The sequence below is a fragment of the Streptomyces sp. NPDC004134 genome (assembly GCF_042874195.1).
Taxonomy (GTDB): Bacteria; Actinomycetota; Actinomycetes; order Streptomycetales; family Streptomycetaceae; genus Streptomyces.
In genome coordinates this window covers 109,249-130,064 of sequence record NZ_JBIAMS010000014.1, presented here as the reverse complement: position 1 = coordinate 130,064, position 20,816 = coordinate 109,249, and the positions used below count along the sequence as shown (strand labels likewise).

Here is a 20,816-nt window from a genome sequence, read left to right as displayed (position 1 = left end):
TCCGCCGTCGTCCCGCGGGGCCGTTCCCTGCCGTCCGGATCTGCCGGGTTCCGGAACCGGAGGCCATCCCCGAAGCGGGTTGAACCCGGCGGTAGCGGCTAGCTTGGTGCAGGAGAGCGGACACGAGAGAGGCGTTGCGTGTACGAAGGCGTGGTCCAGGATCTGATCGACGAATTGGGCAGGCTGCCCGGCGTCGGTCCCAAGAGCGCGCAGCGCATCGCCTTCCACATCCTGCAGGCCGAGCCGGCCGACGTCCGCCGGCTGGCGCATGCGCTGACCGAGGTGAAGGAGAAGGTCCGGTTCTGCGCGGTCTGCGGGAACGTCGCGCAGGAGGAGCACTGCCGGATCTGCGCCGACCCGCGGCGCGACCCCGCCGTGCTGTGCGTGGTCGAGGAGCCCAAGGACGTCGTGGCCATCGAGCGGACCCGTGAGTTCCGCGGGCGGTACCACGTGCTCGGCGGCGCGATCAGCCCCATCGAGGGCGTCGGCCCCGACGACCTGCGGATACGGGAACTGCTCGCCCGGCTCGCGGACGGCGCCGTCACCGAACTGATCCTGGCTACCGACCCCAACCTCGAAGGCGAGGCCACGGCCACGTATCTGGCCCGCATGGTCAAGCCCATGGGTCTGAAGGTGACCCGGCTGGCCAGCGGACTGCCCGTCGGCGGCGATCTGGAGTACGCGGACGAGGTCACCCTCGGCCGCGCCTTCGAAGGCAGGCGGTTGCTCGATGTCTGAAACGGAACCACGTGCCCGCCGGCTGGATCCCGGCGCAGCGCCCAGCAGCCCGGCAGGCCGCCGCACGCGGCCTGCCGGTGCGCGGGGCGCCGACAGAGGAGGTCTGCTCGATGTCTGACGCCACCACGCACCAGGCGACGCAGGACCCGGACAGCTTCGCGGTCCAGATCGCCGACTCGATCGAGAGCTTCATCGTCGCGGTCACCGAGGTCGCCAAGGGCGACGAGCCGAACAGCGCCGTGCCCTTCCTGCTGCTGGAGGTCTCGCAGTTGCTGCTGGCCGGCGGCCGGCTGGGGGCGCACGAGGACTTCGTGCCGGACGAGCGGTACGAGCCGGACACCGGCCCCGAGCCGGACGTGGACGAGCTGCGCGAGCGGTTCGCCGAGCTGCTGGACCCGGTGGACGTCTACTCCGAGGTCTTCGACCCGTACGTGCCGCGCAGCACCCCCGTCGCCAGCCGGATCTCCGACGACCTGGCCGACGTGATCACCGACCTGCGGCACGGCCGCGCGCACTACGCGGCGGGGCGGGTCAACGAGGCGCTGTGGTGGTGGCAGTTCTCGTACCTGTCCAACTGGGGGCCGACCGCGAGCGCCTGCCTGCGCGCGCTGCAGTCGCTGGTGGCCCATGTGCGGCTGGACACGCCCCTGGGGGAGCTGGACGGGCTCGACACCGACAGCGACGCCGCGCTGGACGACGGGCGGCTGGAGGAGGAGGCGGGCCGCGTGATGGCGGCGGAGATCGCGGAGCCGCTGGGGCTGCGGCGCACCTGAGGCAGGAGGGGGCGCGGCGCACCCGAGCCGGGGCGCGGTGTACGGGCCGGGGCGCGCGCAGCGGTGCGTACGCCGCGCGCATGTGCCGAGTACCGATCTCCCGCCCCGAGTTCGCGCGCCGCTCGCGCGCCCGGATTTTTGGGCTCCGGATGTGAGCTGCCTTACGTTTCCGTGTGCCCGCGGTGCTCCCGGGCAGGTACGTCTCCGAGTCGGCCCGCCCTGTGCGTACCCGCCGGCTCGGTAGACTGAGCCGACCGAAACACCATTGCGAGGAGCGCACGTGGGCCTTGTCGTGCAGAAGTACGGCGGCTCTTCCGTCGCCGACGCCGAGGGCATCAAGCGCGTCGCCAAGCGGATCGTCGAGACCAAGAAGGCCGGCCACCAGGTCGTCGTCGTGGTGTCCGCGATGGGCGACACGACGGACGAGCTGATCGATCTCGCCGAGCAGGTCTCGCCGATCCCGACCGGCCGCGAGCTCGACATGCTGCTCACCTCGGGCGAGCGGATCTCCATGGCCCTGCTGGCGATGGCGATCAAGAAGCTCGGCCACGAGGCGCTGTCGTTCACCGGCAGCCAGGCGGGTGTGATCACCGACGCCGTGCACAACAAGGCGCGGATCATCGACGTCACGCCCGGCCGGATCCAGGAGGCGGTGGACAAGGGCGCCATCGCGATCGTCGCCGGGTTCCAGGGTGTTTCGCAGGACAGCAAGGACATCACGACGCTCGGCCGCGGCGGCTCGGACACCACGGCGGTGGCGCTCGCGGTGGCGCTCGAGGCGGAGGTCTGCGAGATCTACACCGACGTGGACGGCGTGTTCACCGCCGATCCGCGGGTGGTGAAGAAGGCCCGTAAGATCGACCGGATCCCGTACGAGGACATGCTCGAACTGGCCACCAGCGGGTCGAAGGTCCTGCTGCACCGCTGCGTCGAGTACGCCCGCCGGTACAACATGCCCATTCATGTCCGCTCCTCGTTCTCGGGGCATGCGGGCACCTGGGTAGGCAATATCTCCGAGGGAGCAGAAGGCATGGAGCACGCGATCATCTCCGGAGTCGCGCACGACGTCTCCGAGGCGAAGATCACGGTGGTCGGGGTCCCGGACAAGCCGGGCGAGGCCGCCGCCATCTTCCGGGCGATTGCGGACGCCGAGATCAACATCGACATGGTGGTGCAGAACGTCTCGGCCGCCGCCACCGGCCTGACCGACATCTCCTTCACCCTGCCCAAGACCGACGGGCACCGCGCGATGGAGCTGCTGACCAAGGCGCAGCCGTCGATCGGCTTCGAGTCGCTGCGCTACGACGACCAGGTCGGCAAGATCTCCCTCGTCGGCGCGGGCATGCGCTCGCACCCCGGTGTCACGGCCACGTTCTTCGAGGCGCTGTCCAACGCCGGCGTCAACATCGAGCTGATCTCCACCTCGGAGATCCGGATCTCGGTGGTGACCCGCGAGGACGTCGTCAAGGACGCGGTACGGGCCGTGCACACGGCGTTCGGTCTCGACAGCGAGAGCGACGAGGCGGTCGTCTACGGCGGCACCGGTCGTTGAGCCAGTCGTCATCGATCCGTTGGTCCATACCGCTTGCGCCGAACGCCCTTGCCATCCGACGATTTCGGTTCGCGCCGTCTGCAACCGCGGCGGCGCCGAGAGACGTCTCTGTCCCTGCCCGCATTGGCCGGCCGCACGGGTAGCGAGGGAGTGGGCATGGCAGTACGCGCGGTAACACGACCGGCGTTGCCGCCGTGCGCGTACAACCTTGACGGGGGTCGGTGTGTCAAACAGGCGTGGCAGAGGCACTCAGCATTGCGACCCTTCCGGCCGGCCCCGCGCTGCGCCCCGGTTCTTCCGCGGCGTCCCGGGGACTGCCGGTGATCGCGCCGTGGCCGGCGCGGCCTGCCGAGAAGAAGTCCGCGGCGGACGCTGACGACGCCATGGCGGAGGGCACCAGCGTCGACCACCTCACCGAGACGTACCAGACCCACTACCGGTCGCTGCTCGGTCTCGCCGCGCTGCTGCTCGACGACCTCGCCTCCTGCGAGGACGTGGTGCAGGAGGCATTCATCCGCGTGCACTCGGCGCGCAAGCGGGTCAAGGACCCGGACAAGACCCTCGCCTATCTGCGGCAGACGGTCGTCAACCTGTCACGTTCCGCGCTCCGTCGGCGCATCACCGGGCTGAAGCTGCTCTCCAAGCCCATGCCCGACATGGCCAGCGCGGAAGAGGGTGCGTACGAACAGTTGGAGCGCGACCAATTGATCCAGGCGATGCGCGGGCTGCAGCGCCGGCAGCGCGAGGTGCTCGTGCTGCGTTACTTCGCGGACATGACCGAGGCTCAGGTGGCCGAGGCGCTGGGCATCTCGCTCGGCTCCGTCAAGGCGTACGGCTCCCGGGGCATCGCCGCACTGCGAACAGCCATGGGAGCGCCGGCATGAGCGAGCGTTTCTACGGATCGGGGCCGCCGTGGGAGCGGGGCGCCGAGGGATCCGGCGGGTCGGGGTCCGGCGGTCCGGCCGGGACCGGGTCTGGAAGCGGACGTGGGGCAGTGGATGTGGCGGAGACGGCGGAGCTGCCGGAGGCGCCGGACGTGCCGGCGGGTTCGGACGAGGTGACGGCGGCGGCGCCGGAGGCTTCGCTGCCGGAGGCTTCCGAGTCTTCGGGGGCTGTGGCGGCGGCTGAGGCCGCGGGGCCGGATGACGGGGCGAAGGTGCAGGGCGCGGCGGGTGAGTCGAAGGGGGCCGGCGCGGGCCCGGACGAGCCGGGCGGTGCTGCCGGCTCCGGTGGTGCTGCCGCGTCCCGTGGTACGGAGGGGCTGGACGGCCCCGCGTCTCCGGACGACCGCCGGGAGCGGGGCGGCTCGGACGGTGCGGGTAGTGCGGTCGGCTCGGGTGGTGCGGGCGGTCCCGGCGGTGCCGGGATCCCGCGGTGGCCCGGTGGCTACGGCGACGGTGACGGCGACGACGCGGGCGGCGAGGACGAGCTGCGGCTGCTCTTGCACTCCGCCGTCGACGGCCTGGAGCCGGCGCCCGGCACGCTGCAGTACCTCCAGCGGGCGGTGCCCGCGCGGCGTACGCGCCGCCGCCAGTTGGTCACCGTCGCCGCGGTCGCGGTGGTCGCGCTGGCGGTCTCGGTGCCGACGCTGATGAACGTCGCCGGCTCGACCAGCGAGAAGAACCCGCGCCAGGGCGTCGCCAACAGCCAGTTGCCCGGCGCCGGGCAGCAGGGCGGGGGCGGCGCCGTCGAGGGCAACGACACGGACGCCACCGCCGGCAGCGAGGAGCCGAGCGAGAAGGAAGAGAAGACCGAGAGCCCCGGGCACGACGAGAACACCGCCGCGCCGACCGGCGGCTCCGAGGGCGGCACGGCCGCCGCGGAGCCGTGCGCGCCGACGCAGATCAGCGAGCCGGTCGCGGCGAGCGGCACGCCCGACGAGGCGGGCCGGGTCACCGGGTCCTTCACCGTCACCAACGTCTCCACCACCGCCTGCGTGGTCGAGTCGTCGGAGGGCGTGCGGGTGGGCGGTACCTTCGGCGCGGCGAACGCGAGCGCGGTCGACACCCGCACGCACACCGCCGGCGACGCGGCCACGGACCTGCTGCCGCCGCCGGAGGCGACCGGCGCGCTGGTGCTCGCGCCCAACGAGTCGTACGTGGTGGAGTTCGCCTGGGTGCCGGAGACCAGCACCGACGGCGGCTGTACCACCACCGCCACCACGCCGACCCCGGACCCCACCGACGACACCCAGTCGTCGCCGGACGAGACGCAGTCCGAGACGGACCAGGGCACCGAGACCGGCGGCGACACCGGCGGCACCGGTGAGCCGGGCGAAGGCGACGGCACGACGGACGGCTCCGTCACCCTGACCCACTCGCCGGAGGCCGACTCCTCCGCCGTGGCCAGCATCACGGTCCAGAACGCCTGCGCCGGCACCGTCTACTACACCGAGCCGCTCCCGGGCGCCTGACCCCGGCCCCGATAGACCGACCCGATACACCGCCCCGACAGACCGCCCCGATCCCGCCCCCTGGGCGGGACGGCCGCGGGGGAGGCCGTACCGTGGAGGCGTGTACCGGTTCCTGCTGACGCCCCGGTGGTGGGTCGTCAACGTCCTCGCCGCACTCGCCATCCCGGTCTGCCTGGTCATGGGTAGCTGGCAGATGAGCCGCTTCGAGACGCGCGTGGACACCCACCATGAACAGCAGGAGCAGCAGGACCGCGCCGCCGACGGCATCGACGGCCGGCCGATGGCCGAGCTGCTGCCCGTGACCCAGGAGACCACGGGCGACGCCGCCACCGTCACCGGGCGCTACGGCCCCCAGCTCCTCGTCCCCGACCGCACCCTCGACGGCGAGACCGGCTTCTACGTCCTGACCCTCCTGCGCACCGACGCCCCCGTGGGCGACGACGGCGACGCCGGGGCCCGTACCACCTCCGTTCCCGTCCTGCGGGGCTGGCTGCCCGGGGAGGCCGACCCGGCCAGGGCCCCCGAGCCGCCCGCCGGCGAGGTCACCGTCACCGGCGCCCTCCAGGCGTCCGAGCACCAGGGCTCCCCCGGCGTGCACACCGAAGGCGGGCTGCCCCGCGGCCAGGTCGGCATGATCAGCGCCGCGGCGCTGGTCAACGTCGTGGACGAGCAGGTCTCCACGGCCTGGATCACCCTCTTCGAGGCCGACGGCGGGATGCAGCCCGTCCCCGCCGAGGTACCTCAGGGCAGCGGGCTCGACCTCAAGGCGTTCCAGAACCTCGGCTACACGGCCCAGTGGTTCGTCTTCGCCGGCTTCGTGATCTTCATGTGGTACCGGCTCTTCCGCCGCGAGGCGGAGGTCGCGCGCGACACGGCCCTCGGCCTCACCTCCCCCGATCCTGACGAGGGCGGTCCCGCGGCTCCGGATCCGGCTGCTGCGGCCGCGGAGCCAGGTCCGGAAGCAGATGACGGCGAACGAAGTCGAGCTCCAGCCCCAACTGCTTGATCCGCTCGTCCACGACCAGCGAGCCGTGCCCCGCGTCGTACCGGTACACCTCGTGCGGGTGCCCGCGCTCCGCCAGCCGCCCGACGTAGTTCTCCACCTGCCGGATCGGGCACCGCGGATCGTTGACCCCCGCGGAGACGAAGACCGGCGCCCGCACCTCGTCCACGTACGTCAGGGGTGACGACGCGGCGTAGCGCTCGGGGACGTCCTCCGGCGAGCCGCCCATCAGCGTGCGGTCCATCGCCTTCAGGGCCTCCATCTCGTCCTCGTACGCCGCGACGTAGTCCGCGACGGGCACCGCCGACAGGCCCAGCGCCCAGACGTCCGGCTGCGTGCCGAGGGCGAGCAGCACCAGATAACCGCCCCACGAGCCGCCGCCGACGACCAGCCGTTCGGGGTCCGCGAAGCCGGAGGCGACGGCCCACTCCCGCACCGCCGCGATGTCCTCCAGCTCGATGAGGCCCACCCGGTGCTTGAGGGCGTCGGTCCACTCCCGGCCGTAGCCGGTGGAGCCGCGGTAGTTGACGCGGACGACGGCGAAGCCGTGATCGACCCAGGCCGCCGGGCCGGCCGCGAAGGCGTCGCTGTCCTGCCACGTGGGGCCGCCGTGCACGTCGAACAGGCAGGGGAACGGGCCCTCGCCCGGCGGCCGCTGCACCAGCGCGTGGATCCGCCCGCCCGGCCCGTCGACCCAGGCGTCCTCCACCGGCACCGAGCGCGGCGCCGCCGGGCCCGGCGGCTGCAGCACCACGGCACCCTGCGCGGACCGCACCTGCGGCGGCTCCGCGCCCGACGACCAGTGGAACTCCACCGTGCCGTCCGGCCGCGCCGTCGCCCCCGAGATCGTCCCCGGCGGCGTCTCGATCCGGGTCATGGCGCCGGAGTCGGCGCCCTCCAGCCCGTACCGCCACAGCTCGCTGCGTGCCTGGTACGTATGCAGGACGAGCAGCGCGCTGCCGTCCGGATACCACTCGGCCGACACGTCCCCCGGCAGGTCGAGCTCCAGCTCCCGGCTCTGGCCCGTGACCGGGTCCCAGATCATCGGCTCCCAGCGGCCCCGCCGCTGGTGCCCGACGAGCAGCCGCGCGTCGCCTGCCACCGGGGCGAAGCCCAGCACCTCCAGGCCCAGCTCCTCCCGGCCGCCCTTGGTGTCGTCCAGGTCGGCGACCAGCGGGTCGCCGCCGGGGGCGCCGCCGAGGCGCAGCACCCGCAGGGCGGCGTGCATCGCGTCGCCGTGCTCGGTGTGCTCGATGGCCAGCAGCCTGCCGTCGTGCGAGAGGTCGCCGACGCCGGCGGACTCCCGGTGCCGGTAGATCTCGCTGGGCTCGCCCCCGGGCCGGACGAGGTGGATCGTCGTCCCCGTCTCCTCCGTGGACCGGCCGACCACCGCCGTGCCGTCCCGCCCGAGCGCGAGTCCCGCCGAGTACGCCGCGGGCAGACCCGGCGCCGCCGCCCGGTCCTGCCCCGGGGCGGCGCCCGCGAAGGGCTGCCGCCGCCACACCCCGAACTCGTCCCCGTCGGTGTCGCAGAACCACCACACCCACTCGCCGTCCGGCGTCAGCGCGCCGTCCGTCGTGCCGTTCGGCCGGTCGGTGACCTGGCGGACGCCGCCCGTGCGGCGGTCCCAGGCGTACAGCTCGAAGGTGCCCGTCACGTTCGACACGTACAGCGCGCGATCCGGCGCGTCCTCCGCCCACCCGGGCAGGCTGATCCGCGGCGCCCGGAACCGCCGCTCCCACGCCGGGGCCGCGTCCGCGGCACCGCCGGAGCCGGCGTCTGCCTCGCCGCCCGCTCCGTCCCCGCTTCTTCCCCGGCCCCCGCCGCTTCCGCCGACCCCGCCGTCTCCGTAGCCCTCGCCGCCGACGCTCGCGTCGTCACCGGCACGTCCCGCCTTGCCCCCGTCGATCTCGCTCATGCCGACATTCTGCGTCCTCGGCACGGCCCGCCGGCGCCCGCAGCGCCAATCTGTGGATTACTCCCCAGTTGTGGATAAACCCCCGCCGCCGCGTACCACCGCGCCGGCCGCCCGCGGACCGGACCCGCCCGTCCCGGCAGATGCGAGCCCTACGCCCGCCCGCCCGACACCGCGTACTCGAACAGCGCCTTGTTGCTGTTCCGTTTGCGGATGACCTCCACCTCGACCCCCGCGAAGCCCACCTCGCGGAGCAGCGCCGCGTACCACTCCTGCGCCGGCACCTGGTTCCCGTAGAAGGTCGAGTTGCCGATCACGTAGACCACCCGCCCGCCGCCGCGCACGTTCTTGTACGCCGCACGGAAGTGCCCCCACATGTCGTGCATGTACTTGCCGACGTAGTTCGCCAGCAGCGGCCCGTTCCGCCCGCCGTCCCGGCGGATCGCCGCCTGCGTCCTGGCCAGCTCGCCCGCGACCGGCTCCGGCACCCCCTCGGCTTCGGGGCCCGGCGGCCGCCAGGCCCGTACGCGCGAGGTGGCCGCGCCCCAGGTGCCGCCGATCGCCTGCCAGTCCAGCCGGCCCGCGTCCTCCGCCCGCCGCAGGTGCCGCATCCAGTACATGTACGGCCGCAGCTCGCGGATGTACGACATGCGGTTCACGTACGGCGGCGAGGTCAGCAGCAGGTCGCAGGGCGTGAGCCGGCCGGCGGCGGGCTGCATGTCGCGGGAGTCGCCGTACAGGACGCGCGCCGCGCCGGGCAGCGGGGTCGCGGCGTTCGCGAGGGTGGTGCCGGCCTCGCGGCGGAACGTCTCCAGCACGGCCCGCGCGGCGTCGGGGTCGAGTGCCTGGAGGGCGCTGTCGCCGCCCGCGTGTTCTTCCTTGAAGGACATGCTCTGGTGGTTGAACGCCGCGTTGCTCGACGCGATCAGCGTCCGGCAGAACGCGACGTCCAGAAGGTCCCGCCCGCCCGGCGGCAGCGCGCCCGCCGCGACGTCCAGCGCCCGGCGTATCGCCTTCAGCGCGTCCAGCGCGCTCCGCGCCCACCAGCGCCCGATGTTGTGCAGCTCCGGCTGCCACAGCTCGCCGGCCTCGGGCAATAACTCCTCGGCGCGGTGCACCAGAGGTGCGAGCGCCCGCCGGGTCTCGCGCAGGTGATCCGGCTCGTACGCGGCCGTCTTCATCTTCCCCAGCCAGATCAGGAAGGGGTTCACGTCCAGGGACTGCCCCGTCAGCCCGTGCTCGGCGGCGGCGAGCGGCGTGGTGCCAGTGCCGGAGAAGGGGTCGGTGACGACGGAGCCGGGCGGCATCTCGGCGGCGTAGCGGCGCACGAGGCTCACCGAGTAGGCGGGGGTCAGCCGGAGCCAGCCGTGGCGGCCGGCGCCCGCGTTGGCGCGGTAGGTGAGGTGTGCGTTCTGACGCGTGTCCGACCGCATGCTCTCGCTCTCGCCGATGGGGGTGGGGGGTAGCGTGGATCGTAGTGGCCCGCGGCCCGTCACCGGCAGGAACCGGCAAGTCTGGTCGTACGGAACGAAAACGCACTACCGTGCGACGCGCCCCTTACGCGACGGCCGCCCCCTCGCGTACAGGAGGGGGCGGCCGGTCGTCTTCTGGCAGTGTTTCCCGTGAAACCTCGGCCGAAAAAGTCCGATTGTCAGCCGCGGGCGGTCGCCTTCGCATACCGCGCCGAGACGTCGTCCCAGTTCACGAGGTCCCACAACTTCTGGACGTAGTCGGGGCGGACGTTCTTGTACTGCAGGTAGTACGCGTGCTCCCAGGCGTCGAAGACCAGCAGCGGGGTGCTGCCCTGGCCGACGTTGCCGTGGTGGTCGTAGACCTGTTCGACGATCAGGCGCTTGCCCAGCGGCTCCCACGCCAGCACGCCCCAGCCCGAGCCCTGCACCGAGGCGGTGGCCGCGCTCAGTTGCTTCCGGAACGCCTCGAAGCCGCCCAGGTGCTCCTCGATGGCGTCGCCGAGGGCGCCGTCGGGGCGGTCTCCGCCGTCCGGGGAGAGGTTCTCCCAGAAGATCGTGTGCAGTACGTGCCCGGAGAGGTTGAAGGCGTAGGTCTTCTCCAGCCCGACCAGGTTGCCGAACTGCTCCTTGTCGCGCGCCTCGGCGAGCCGCTCCAGCGTGTCGTTGGCGCCTTTGACGTAGGCCGCGTGGTGCTTGGCGTGGTGCAGTTCGAGGATCTGCCCGGTGATCGCCGGCTCCAATGCCGCGTAGTCGTAGGGCAGATCCGGTAGCGCGTACGTGCTCATCAGGCGCTGCTCCTTTCGTGGGACATCCGTCCCCGATCACCCTACGCGCTTATTGCACAGTACTTGCAACAACTTCTTGCATGCATCAAGCTGGTTCCGCCGGGCGGGGTCCGGCGGTAGGCGATCGTCTTCCCGCCGGTGCGCTCCGGCTACCTGTGCGCCGGGCCCCGCCCGTCACGTGCCCCTTCTTCCCGGTGCGATCTCCGGACGCGATCTTCCGGTACGGGGCACGCAAGCGCTTGTCGGCGCCTCCCCCATCTGCTTGACTCCGGCTGCCAGTGCCCCAACGCACCGGGGGAGGACCCCATGGAGTTCACCCGCAGACGCCTGCTGTCCACCCTGCCCGCCGCCGGCCTGCTGGCCGTCCTCCCGGCCCGTACGGGCTTCGCCGCCGGGACCGCGGAAGCCGCGGACCCCGCCCTCCTCCTCGCGAACACCCGCGCCGTCTTCGCCGGCACCCCCGAGATCAACGCCCGTCCCGAGGCGGCCGCCAAGGTCGCCGCCCTCCACGCCACCGCCCGCGCCAACCTCGCCGCGATGGCCGACACCGGCACCGCCACCGGCGAGCTCTTCGCCGGCGTCCCCCTCGGCACCAGTGACGTCAACCTCGCCACCTCGTACCGCATGCTCTACGAGATCGCCCTCGCCACCCGCGCCCCCGGCGGCGACCTGCACGGCGACACCGCCGCCCAGCGCCGCGCCGTCGACGGGCTGGTGTGGCTGCACGAGCGCTACTACGGCGACCAGGCCCGGGGTTACTACGGCAACTGGCACAACTGGGAGATCGCGATCTCCACCCACGTCGGCAAGACGTTCGCGCTCCTCGCCGATGTCCCCGGCGCCGTCCCCGCCGGGCTGCTCACGACGTACGTCGCCTCCATGGACGCGTACCTCCGCAACGGCAAGGACGGGGACGTCGATCTCGACTCCCGCTTCCACACCGGCGCCAACCTCGCCGACATCACCACCAACCGCATCATCCAGGGCGCCCTGCTCGCCGCCGCCCAGGAGACCGGCGGCGAGGCGCGCATCGCCAAGGCGCTCGAAGACCAGCTCACCGTCTTCGCCACGATCGACCCGTACGACATCCGCCACGGCAACACCGACGGCTACTACGCCGACGGCTCGTTCATCCAGCACCACTCCGTCGCGTACACCGGCTCGTACGGGAAGGGGCTGCTCACGCGCGTCGTCCAGACGCTCAAGATCCTCGACGGCACCGGCTTCGCGAACACCGGCGCACTCGTGCCCGTCGTGCAGCGCTGGGTGCGCGACGGCTTCGCGCCGCTGATCTTCGAGGGCTGGATGATGGAGATAGTCAAGGGCCGCGCCGTCGTCCGCACGACCTCCGGCTACACCGACGTCGCCGCCGTCGTCGAGGCCGTCGTCGACCTCGCCGACTACGCGGCCGGAGCCGAGGCCGCCGCGCTCAAGAGCTACGTCAAGCACATCCGCGCCACCTCGCGCGCCGCCCTCGACCCCGCGGGGTTCGTCTCCCCCGTCAGCGTCGTGCGCTACGCCGACATCGTCGGCGACGCGGCCATCCCGCCCGCCGACCTCAACCCGGCCGCGCGCAGCGTCGCTTACAACGCCATGGACAAGCACGTCCACCGCCGCCCGGGCTTCGCGTTCGCGCTCGCGCGCAGCTCGGACCGCATCAGCAAGTACGAGTACATGAGCGGCGAGAACCTGATGCCCTGGTTCCAGGGCGACGGCGCGTACTACCTGTACCTCTCCGGGCAGGACCAGACGCGCTCGTACGGCGTCGACTACTACACGGTCGTCTCGCCCTACGGCCTCGCCGGCGCCACCGCGCCCGTCGAGCGGCGCGGCACCGTACCGGAGCTGTACGACGGCAAGCTCTGGTACGACAACCCCGGCCACCCGCTGAACTTCACCTCGTCGTCCGAGTCGCAGAACACCTACGTCTACTTCCCGCGCGGCACCAACCGCCACTCGGGCGGCGCCGTCCTCGGCGCGTACGGCACGTCCGCGATGGTGCAGTCCGACGACGTCGCGTACGCCGAACGCGAACGCCTCCCCGGCGACTTCGTCGTCTACCGGAACGCGACCGCCACCAAGTCGTGGTTCATGCTCGACGACGAGATCGTCGTCCTCGCCGCCGGCGTCGGCGACCCCGCCGGGCGCACGGTGACCACGACCGTCGACGCCCGCACCGCGGACCCCTCCGCCGCCGTCACCGTCACCGGCGCGCGCCGCGACGGCCGCGCCTGGGAGGGTCCCGGCACGGCCGAACTGAGCTGGCTGCGGTACGCGGACGCCGCGGAGGGCACGGCCGTCGGGTACGTCTTCCTGGACGCGCCCCGGGTACGGGTCGGGCTGGAGGACGTCACGCGCAGCCGCCGCGTCGTGCGCACCGGCAATCCGGACACGGCGGTGACGCGCACCGTGTTCAGCGCCACCGTCGACCACGAGCCGCGGCACGGGCTCGCGCGCCTGGCGTACGCGCTGGTGCCGCACGCCTCCGCCGCGCAGTTGGACGCGTACCGCCGCGGCCCCCTCGTCGTGACCGCCAACTCCCCGCGCCTCCAGGCGGTCCGCCACTCAGGTCTCCGCATGACCGCCGCCAACGCCTTCACCCCAGGACGCCACGACACCGCGGGGCTGAGCATCGACGGGCCCGCCTCGGTGCTCGTACGGACCGGGGACGACGGGCGCGTGGAGGTGGCCGTGGCGGACCCGACGATGGACCGCGACACTGTCACCGTGGTGCTGCGCGGGCGGCCGCTGCGGAAAGCCGCGGGCGACGACGGGGTCCGGGTCAGCCGGGTGGCCGGCGGGACGAAGCTCGTGGTGGACACGCATCACGCGTACGGCAGGAGCCTGACGGTGAGCCTGGAGAAGTAGGCGGCAGGTCGTCCGGTTCGGGGGCATGTGCACGACGGTCGGCGGGTCTACTCTGTGGTCACAGGGGCTCGGGCCGGTGCGGCCGGCCGGACCGGGGGAGGACGAGTGTCCGAGTTGTTCTTACGTGGCCTGAGCCGGTGGCAGGCGGACACGCAGCGCGAGGCCGTGGCGGACGTCTACGTCGCCTCGTACAACGGTGCGGTCGGCGGGGCGGCGCCGGAGCGGGAGGGCTTCCTGCGCCGGCTCGAAGACCACGTGCAGCGGCCGGGGTTCGAGATGGTGCTGGCCGGGGGCGACCGCCCGGTGGGCTGCGCGTACGGGTTCCGGGCGGACCGCTCGGGCGTGTGGTGGCCGGACCTCCCCGAGGGGCCGCCGCTGGCCCTGGCGGAAGTCACCTCGTCGCCGCGGGCGTTCGTGGTGGCGGAGCTGATGGTGGTGCCGGACCAGCGCCGCCGGCACATCGCCACCCGGCTGCAGCAGCACCTGCTGGCCCGCTGGGCGCCGTCCCCCGCGGTGGCGCTGCTGCCGCAGGACAACGCGGCGGCGGGCGCGGCGTACCAGACCTGGGGCTGGACCAGAACGGGCAGCCTCCGCCCGGTGCCGCCGACGCCGCCGCTGGACCTCTGGACGCACCGCCGACCGCCGGCCTGAACGGGGGCGGGGGCGGCGCCGGTCAGCGCTGCAGCAGCCACGTGGTGAGCGCTTCCGCGGCGCCGCCGCATGCGGCGAGGGCGAGGCAGCGCACGGCGGTGAGCAGGACCCGGCAGCGGCGGGCGCGGGTGCGGGTGGCGGTGGTCGACGGAGCCGCGTCCGAGCGCGGGGCGGCGGGCCGGTTCGGGGTGGGTGCGTCGGTCATGGCGTTGCCTTCCGGGCGGGGTGCCGGCCGCGTTGTTGCGGCCGGGCGCCGGCCCATGAGGGCGCTTCCGGGGGGTTTCCGGCGAAGGCGGCGCCGCCTCGGGAGCCCGCCACCGGGCCGGTCGGCGGTAGGTTTGTGTCGGCTTCCGGGAGGTTTGTGACCCGGAGAGCGTCGGAAGGTTCCTGAGTACGGGGGGAGTTCCGGTTGGCCGGGGAGGCGCAGCGGTTCTGGGCGGAGCTGGCGGCGGTGTACGAGGCCGCCGGCCGGCCGACGCTGGACCGGCTCGTGCGCCTGGGCCGCGAGCAGCGCCCGCCCGCGACGATCGCCGACTCGACGCTCAGCGGCTGGCTGAACTCGGGCAGCGTGCCGGGTCCTGCCCACACGCGGTACTTCCTGGTGCTGACGGCCTTCCTGCAGAGCGAGGCCGGGCGCGTCGGCCGTACCGGATACCCGGCGCGACCGGAGGCGTGGTGGGGCCAACTCCTCACACAGGCCCGCCGGGAGCGGAACGCCAACCGCGGCGGCCGTCCCGCCGCCGACAACGGGGCGCCCCCGCCCGTCCCGTACCCGACCGGCGAACCCTCCCCGTCACCTCCCCGTGCCCACGCCGACCTCTCGGCGCTGCCGGCTCCCGGCCCCTCCTTCGTCGGCCGTACGAACGAACTGACCGCACTCCTCGACCTGTTACGTCCGCCGCCGCGCGGTGTCACGCCGGCCGCGCCCCCGGTGGCGATCTCCGGCCTCGGCGGGGTGGGCAAGACCTCCCTGGCCCTCCGCGCGGCGCACGAGGCGCGACATTCGGGCTGGTTCCCGGGCGGGGTGCACTTCGTCGACCTGCACGGCGCCGACGAGAGCCCTCTGACCGCGGACGGCGCCCTCCAAGTGCTCCTCCGCGCCTTCGGCGTCGAGCCCGAGCACACCCCGCCGACCGCGGACGAGCGGGCGGGCCTCTACCGGTCCGTACTGGAACGGGTCGCCGCCGACCGCGGCCCCGTGCTGCTGCTGGCCGACAACGCGGCCACCTCCTCCCAGGTGCGGCCGCTCCTGCCGGGCAACCCGGCGCACCGCGTCCTGACCACGTCCAGGAACGTGCTCGCGCAACTCGGCGCCCACCAACTGCGCCTGGGCATGCTCCCCCCGGCCGCCGCGCTGACGGCGCTGCACGAGGCGCTGACCGCCGCCGACCCGGGCGACCGGCGGCTGGAAGGGGAGGCCGACGCGGCGCGCGAGCTGTGCCGGCGGTGCGGGCACCTCCCGCTCGCCCTGCAGATCGCCGCGGCCCTGCTGGTCGCCGACCCCGGCAAGCCCGTCGCCGAACTCGCCGACGAGCTGCGGGACATAGCGACGCGCATGCGCTACCTGGACGACGGTGAACGCGCCGTGCGGGCCGCCTTCGACCTGTCGTACCGCCTGCTGACCGACGAGCAGGCCCACCTCTTCCGGCTGCTCGCCCTCCACCCCGGCGCGGACGTGTCCGTGACCGCGCTGACCGCGAGCTACGGCGGGCCTCTCCCGGTCCGCGGCGTCGACACGCTGGTCCGCGCCCACCTGGTGGAGCCGAGGGACGCGCGCGGACGCTGGCGCATGCACGACCTCGTACGCGCCTATGCCGTGGCCGAAGTCCGCGCCGACCCGCGCCTGCACGAGCGGCACGAGGAGGCCAGGACCCGGCTGCTCGCCCACTACGGTGACCGGGCGACGGCGGCCAGAAGGCGCCTGCTGGCGGTGCCCGCTCCCGCTGCCGCGGCCGGGGCCCCGGACCCCGGCGGCTTCGCCGACCGCGAGGCGGCTCTCGCCTGGCTCGACGCCGAGCGCGGGTCGCTGGTGGCGGCCGCCCACTGGGCCGCGGAGCCCGCCCACGCGCGCGGGGCCGTACGCCTGGCGCTGAACCTCGGCGAGTACTTCGCGCTGCGCCGCCGCTACGACGACGCGGTGACCGTGTACGAGCACGCCCTGGAGGCCGCCCGCCGGCTCGGCGACCGGGTCGCCGAGGGCAAGTGCGCGAACAACCTGGGCGTCGCCCTGCGCTGGACGCAGCAACTGGATGAGGCCGTCGCCGCCTGCCGCGCCGCGCTCCGGGCGTACGACGGCCTGCCGGACAGGTACGCCGCCAGTCGCGGGCGGAGCTGGCACAACCTCTCGAGCGCCCTCACCCTGTCCCGGCTCTTCGACGAGGCCCTCGCCGCCGAGGACGAGGCGGCGCGCATCGCCGCGGAAGCGGGCGACGTGCCCGCTCTCGCCCGGGCGGAGAACGGCCGGGGCCACGTGCTCCTGAAGCAGCAGCGGTACGACGAGGCCCTCGCGGCCCTGTACCGGGCGCGCGGCCTGATGGCGGACCTCGGCGACCCGCCGCTCGGGGGGATGGTGACCAACAACATAGGCCGCGTGCTGCGGGGGACGGGCCGGCTGGAGGAGGCCGCCGGCGCGCACCGGAGCGCACGGGCTACCTTCGCCGCCCTGGGCGACCGTGAAGGGGAGGCCACGTGCCGCAACGAGGGGGCCCTCGTCCTCGCGGACCAGGGACGGTTCGCCGCCGCGGCGGCGGAACAGCGCGCCGTACTCGCCGTGCTGCGGGAGATCGGCGCGAGGTACCGCGAGGCGATAGTCAGCCACGACCTCGGTCTCAGCCTGGAGGGGCTCGGAGAGCACGAGGAGGCCGCGGAGGTGTACGAGCACGCCGCGGCGGTCTTCGCGGAGCTGGGGGCCGACTACCACCTCGGGCTCTGCGACGAGCGGCTGGCCGCGATCGGCGCCCTCTCCGGTACGCGGCGGCCGGGAGGGCCCGGATGAGTGCCACCGGGGGGTCGTACGCCCCCGCCACGGCGAACGGCGCCGCAGGCACCGGCGCTGCCGCCGTACCGCCCGCGCGCCTGGCACCGACGTCCCCGCTGCTCTACGTCCAGCCCACGACCCTGTGCAACCTCGACTGCTCGTACTGCTACCTGCCCGACCGCACGCGCGCCCGCCGCATGTCCCGGGAGGTGGCCGGCGCCGTGGCCCGCGGCGTGACCGCCTGGGCGGACCGGCACCCCGTGCGCGTCGTCTGGCACGGCGGCGAACCCCTAGCGGCCGGGATCGGGCACTTCGAGGACCTGCTCGGCGCGTTCCCCGCGGGCGGCACCCGCCATCCCGTACGCCACGGCGTGCAGACCAACGCCACGCTCGTCGACGGCTCCTGGTGCGAGCTGTTCGCCCGTCGCCGCGTCCACGTGTCGGTCAGCCTCGACGGCCCGGCCGACCGGAACGGGGCCCGCCCCGACCGCGCCGGGCGGGACACCACCGGGCGCACCCTGCGCGGCGTCGGGCTCCTGCGCTCGTACGGCATCCCCTTCACCGCCATCGCGGTGGTCCGCGACCCCTCCGCCGCGGCGGCGGGCGCGCTGTACGACTGGTTCGCCGAGCTGGGCTGCACGTCGCTCGGAGTCAACGTCGTGGAACAGAAGGGGACGTGGCGCGAGTCGGGGACGCCGGACTACGAGCGGGTGGTGGAGTTCTGGGCGGCTCTCACGGCCCGTGTCCAGCACGACGGGCGGCTGCGGATACAAGACGTCGACGACGCGCTGCGCTACGTCGGGGACCAACTGGCGGGGCGCGGCGGACAGGCCGGGGACCGCCTGCACCAGCCGGTGCCGCTGGTCATGTGGAACGGCGACGTGATCCCCGCCGGGCCCGAGCTGGCGGGCTTCTCGTCGCCCGCGTACGGGCCGTTCGCGGTGGGCAGCCTGCGCACGTCGGAACTGGACGAGGTGATGGCGCGCGCCGCCGGGGTCCCGTGGGTCGCGGAGGCGATGCGCGGCGTGTCGGCCTGCCGGACGGTGTGCGACCACTTCGCGTACTGCCGCGGGGGCAATCCCGCGAACAAGTACTTCGAGACCGGTCGATTCGACGTCACCGAGACCAGGTACTGCCGCAACAGTAGGAAAGCGTTGATGGACGGAGTGCTTCTCCATGCCGAACGGCAATGACGACCCGGGCCGGAACGGGCCCCTGGCGGACCGTATCGAGCGGCTACGCGACCCGCTGGCCGCGCTCGCGCGGGAGGTTCCCGCAGGGGAGCGGCGCGAACCGCGGCCCGGCGCCTCCAGCGATCCCCGCGAATGGGAGGGATGGGACCCCTTCGAGCAACCGGAGGCCACGGACGAGAAGGAAGACCCCGAAGCCCCGGACGAGGCGGCGGATGCGGCCGAGGCCGGCGACCGGGCCGACGGGACCGGGGGTACGCGGGACGCCGGCTGACCGGGCCCGCGGTGTGACAGGCGCGCCGGGCGCGGTCGTCAAGGGCGCATCAGGCTTGCGGGCGGGGCGCGTCAAGCGCGTATCAGGGCGCGGTCGGGGTGCGCGCCTCGGGCATAGCGTTCACGACGTGGACGGCTCCATGGTGTCGACAGGCGGCCATGACGTTCACGACCTGGAACGACGTGCCCGCGAGGAGGGCCACCATGAGCGAACCCCGTGCCGACGAGGATCCCGACCCCGCCGAACCCGCCCCGGGCGCCCGGGCCGTGCTCTACGTGCCCGTATGCCCGGTGCCGTACGGCTGCACCACCCGCTTCTTCCGCACCCCGCTCGGCGAACGCACCGCGGTCGCCTTCACCAGCCGCGCGAAGCTCGCCGCGGCGCTGGGCGCCGGGCAGCCCGGGATCCGGCTGTCCGCGGGCGCGCTGCGGGCGCTGGCGGCGCCGCTGGGCGTCACGCGGCTGACGGTGGACCCGCGCCTGGTCGCCCCGGCCCCTTCGCGGACGCCGGCGCGGGCACGGTCGACGTCGCCCACGTCCGCATCCGCGTTCGTCCCCGCCGCCGACGCCCTGGCCGGCTGAGGGATACGCGATGTCCGTCGCCACGCCGCACCCGGGCGTCATCGGGCCCTCTCCTTCGCCCTCGCTCGCCGTCTGGCCCGCCTCCGCGCGCGAGGCGCCCGGCGGCGACGTCACCCTCGGCGGGGTCTCCCTCGCCGAGGTCGCCGACCGCTTCGGCACCCCCGTCTACGTACTCGACGAGCAGGAGGTACGCGCCCGCTGCCGCCGCTACACCGCGGCCTTCGCGGGCGGTGAAGTGCTCTACGCCGCCAAGGCGTTCCTCTGCCGCGCCATGGCCCGGTGGGTGCAGGAGGAGGGGCTCGGCCTCGACGTGTGCTCCGCGGGCGAACTGGAGCTGGCCGTGACCACCGGCTTCCCGCCCGAGCGGATCGTGCTGCACGGCAACGCCAAGAGCCCGCACGACCTGCGGACCGCACTGCGGCTGCGGGTCGGCCGGATCGTCATCGACAGCGCCTCGGAGATCGCGCGGATCGCGGTCGCGGTGCCGCCGGGGGAGCGGCAGCGGGTGATGGTCCGGGTGGTGCCCGGGATCTCCGCGGGCGGCCACAGCGCGATACGCACGGGCACGGGGGACCAGAAGTTCGGCCTGTCGGTCACGGACGGCTCGGCGGCGTACGCCATCGGGCGGGTCCTCGGTCAGCCGGGTCTCGAACTCGTCGGCCTGCACTGCCACATCGGCTCCCAGATCGCGACGGTCAAGCCGTATCTGGCGGCCGTGCGGCGGCTCGTCGGGCTGCTGGCGCGCGTACGCGACCAGCACGGGATCACGCTGCCGCAGTTGGACATCGGCGGCGGGCACGCCGTCGCGTACCGCCCGGGCGAGCCGGCGCTCGACCCGGCGGCGCTGGCCGCGCGGGTGCGTACGGAGCTGGCGGAGGGGTGCGCGGGTGCGGGTCTGCCGGTGCCGCGGCTGGTGGTCGAGCCGGGGCGCGCGGTGGCCGGGCCCGCGGCGGTGGCGCTGTACCGCGTGCTGTCCGTGAAGCACACCGAGGGGCGGGTGTTCGTGGCGGTCGACGGCGGGATGGGCGACAACCCGCGCGTGCCGCTGTACGGGGGGCGCTACGAACCCCGCCTCGTCGGCCGCGCCACCACCGCACCGCCCCGCCGCGTGACGGTCGCGGGGCGCCACTGCGAGGCCGGCGACCTCCTGGCGGAGAACGTCCCCCTCCCGTCCGACGTCCACCCCGGCGACCTGCTCGCGCTCCCGGTCTCCGGCGCGTACCAGGTCTCGCTGGCCTCGGGCTACAACCTCGTCGGCCGCCCGCCGGTGGCGGCGGTACGGGACGGGCACGCCCGGCTCCTGGTCCGCCGCGAGACCCTGGAGGACTACCGCAGCCGCGACGTGGGCCTGTGAGGGCTCCCGGCGCTACTCCGGGGCGCTGCCGAAACATCGACGCTCATGCCGGCCATCGTAGGAACCGCCACTGACACCGCCCGGCCGTCCGGCCCCAGGCGGCTGCCGCCGCGGTGGTTGCCCGCCTCGGACGGGGTTCCTACGCTGGCGGGATGAGCGACTCCGCGGGCCCCGGACGGCGCCGCGGGAGCCCGGGAAGCGAACGGGGACGAACGGGGACCGCCGTGCTGCGGGCGGTGACCGCCGCGGGCCCGTCCCGCCGCGCGGACC

Annotated in this window: 16 protein-coding genes and 1 pseudogene; 13 read left to right on the top strand and 4 right to left on the bottom strand. The window is 73.9% G+C overall.

From position 1 onward, the window contains the following. Positions 1 to 138 precede the first annotated feature (138 nt). The 6 genes and pseudogenes from recR to ACFYVJ_RS19165 all read left to right on the top strand — a co-directional run. Positions 139 to 738 carry a recombination mediator RecR gene (gene recR / locus ACFYVJ_RS19190; protein WP_388892842.1) on the top strand — a complete coding sequence of 200 codons (600 nt, stop codon included), beginning with the start codon at positions 139 to 141 and terminating at the stop codon, positions 736 to 738. Between the two features lie 110 nt (positions 739 to 848). After that, the gene (locus ACFYVJ_RS19185) at positions 849 to 1,511 is read left to right on the top strand and encodes a DUF5063 domain-containing protein (protein ID WP_326796811.1); all 663 of its coding nucleotides are present in this window, start codon (positions 849 to 851) and stop codon (positions 1,509 to 1,511) included. Positions 1,512 to 1,791: 280 nt separating this feature from the next. Next, the gene (locus ACFYVJ_RS19180; RefSeq protein ID WP_388892840.1) at positions 1,792 to 3,063 is read left to right on the top strand and encodes an aspartate kinase; all 1,272 of its coding nucleotides are present in this window, start codon (positions 1,792 to 1,794) and stop codon (positions 3,061 to 3,063) included. Between the two features lie 320 nt (positions 3,064 to 3,383). Further along, positions 3,384 to 3,947, top strand: a complete 564-nt coding sequence (locus ACFYVJ_RS19175; protein ID WP_388892838.1) for a SigE family RNA polymerase sigma factor — start codon at positions 3,384 to 3,386, stop codon at positions 3,945 to 3,947. A gap of 116 nt (positions 3,948 to 4,063) precedes the next feature. Next, the gene (locus ACFYVJ_RS19170) at positions 4,064 to 5,476 is read left to right on the top strand and encodes a hypothetical protein (RefSeq protein WP_388892836.1); all 1,413 of its coding nucleotides are present in this window, start codon (positions 4,064 to 4,066) and stop codon (positions 5,474 to 5,476) included. A 100-nt stretch (positions 5,477 to 5,576) separates the two neighbouring features. Then, positions 5,577 to 6,275 (top strand): annotated as a pseudogene (locus ACFYVJ_RS19165) (SURF1 family protein); the annotation flags it as partial. Between the two features lie 85 nt (positions 6,276 to 6,360). Here the strand turns inward: ACFYVJ_RS19165 and ACFYVJ_RS19160 are convergent. The 3 genes from ACFYVJ_RS19160 to ACFYVJ_RS19150 all read right to left on the bottom strand — a co-directional run bounded on the left by ACFYVJ_RS19160 (position 6,361) and on the right by ACFYVJ_RS19150 (position 10,651). Continuing rightward, positions 6,361 to 8,397: a S9 family peptidase gene (locus ACFYVJ_RS19160; RefSeq protein WP_388892834.1), complete on the bottom strand. Its 2,037-nt coding sequence runs from the start codon at positions 8,395 to 8,397 to the stop codon at positions 6,361 to 6,363. A gap of 149 nt (positions 8,398 to 8,546) precedes the next feature. Then, positions 8,547 to 9,827: a DNA methyltransferase gene (locus ACFYVJ_RS19155; RefSeq protein ID WP_388892832.1), complete on the bottom strand. Its 1,281-nt coding sequence runs from the start codon at positions 9,825 to 9,827 to the stop codon at positions 8,547 to 8,549. 218 nt (positions 9,828 to 10,045) lie between these two features. Then, positions 10,046 to 10,651, bottom strand: a complete 606-nt coding sequence (locus ACFYVJ_RS19150; RefSeq protein WP_388892830.1) for a superoxide dismutase — start codon at positions 10,649 to 10,651, stop codon at positions 10,046 to 10,048. Positions 10,652 to 10,957: 306 nt separating this feature from the next. On the opposite strand from ACFYVJ_RS19150, the gene ACFYVJ_RS19145 reads away from it, so the two are divergent. Both ACFYVJ_RS19145 and ACFYVJ_RS19140 read left to right on the top strand, forming a co-directional pair. Then, positions 10,958 to 13,519, top strand: a complete 2,562-nt coding sequence (locus tag ACFYVJ_RS19145; protein WP_388892829.1) for a polysaccharide lyase family 8 super-sandwich domain-containing protein — start codon at positions 10,958 to 10,960, stop codon at positions 13,517 to 13,519. 105 nt (positions 13,520 to 13,624) lie between these two features. Beyond that, complete coding sequence (locus ACFYVJ_RS19140) at positions 13,625 to 14,170, top strand: hypothetical protein (protein WP_388892828.1); 546 nt, start codon at positions 13,625 to 13,627, stop codon at positions 14,168 to 14,170. Between the two features lie 22 nt (positions 14,171 to 14,192). On the opposite strand, the gene ACFYVJ_RS19135 is transcribed toward ACFYVJ_RS19140, so the two are convergent. Beyond that, positions 14,193 to 14,375: a hypothetical protein gene (locus ACFYVJ_RS19135; RefSeq protein ID WP_388892827.1), complete on the bottom strand. Its 183-nt coding sequence runs from the start codon at positions 14,373 to 14,375 to the stop codon at positions 14,193 to 14,195. 204 nt (positions 14,376 to 14,579) lie between these two features. Between ACFYVJ_RS19135 and ACFYVJ_RS19130 the strand changes: the two genes are divergently transcribed. From ACFYVJ_RS19130 to lysA, 5 genes are all read left to right on the top strand, one after another. After that, on the top strand, positions 14,580 to 17,165 hold the full coding sequence (locus tag ACFYVJ_RS19130; RefSeq protein WP_388892825.1) for an ATP-binding protein: 2,586 nt from the start codon (positions 14,580 to 14,582) through the stop codon (positions 17,163 to 17,165). Then, positions 17,162 to 18,340 carry a cyclophane-forming radical SAM peptide maturase AmcB gene (amcB, locus tag ACFYVJ_RS19125; RefSeq protein WP_388892823.1) on the top strand — a complete coding sequence of 393 codons (1,179 nt, stop codon included), beginning with the start codon at positions 17,162 to 17,164 and terminating at the stop codon, positions 18,338 to 18,340. The genes ACFYVJ_RS19130 and amcB overlap by 4 nt, the downstream gene beginning before the upstream one ends. Further along, positions 18,324 to 18,611 (top strand): hypothetical protein, encoded by a 288-nt coding sequence (locus ACFYVJ_RS19120; protein WP_388892821.1) that lies wholly within the window; start codon positions 18,324 to 18,326, stop codon positions 18,609 to 18,611. Before amcB ends, ACFYVJ_RS19120 begins: the two co-directional genes overlap by 17 nt. Before the next feature lie 203 nt (positions 18,612 to 18,814). Further along, positions 18,815 to 19,192: an SAV_915 family protein gene (locus ACFYVJ_RS19115; RefSeq protein WP_388892819.1), complete on the top strand. Its 378-nt coding sequence runs from the start codon at positions 18,815 to 18,817 to the stop codon at positions 19,190 to 19,192. Between the two features lie 10 nt (positions 19,193 to 19,202). Then, the gene (gene lysA / locus ACFYVJ_RS19110; RefSeq protein ID WP_388892817.1) at positions 19,203 to 20,546 is read left to right on the top strand and encodes a diaminopimelate decarboxylase; all 1,344 of its coding nucleotides are present in this window, start codon (positions 19,203 to 19,205) and stop codon (positions 20,544 to 20,546) included. The last annotated feature ends 270 nt before the right edge of the window (positions 20,547 to 20,816 follow it).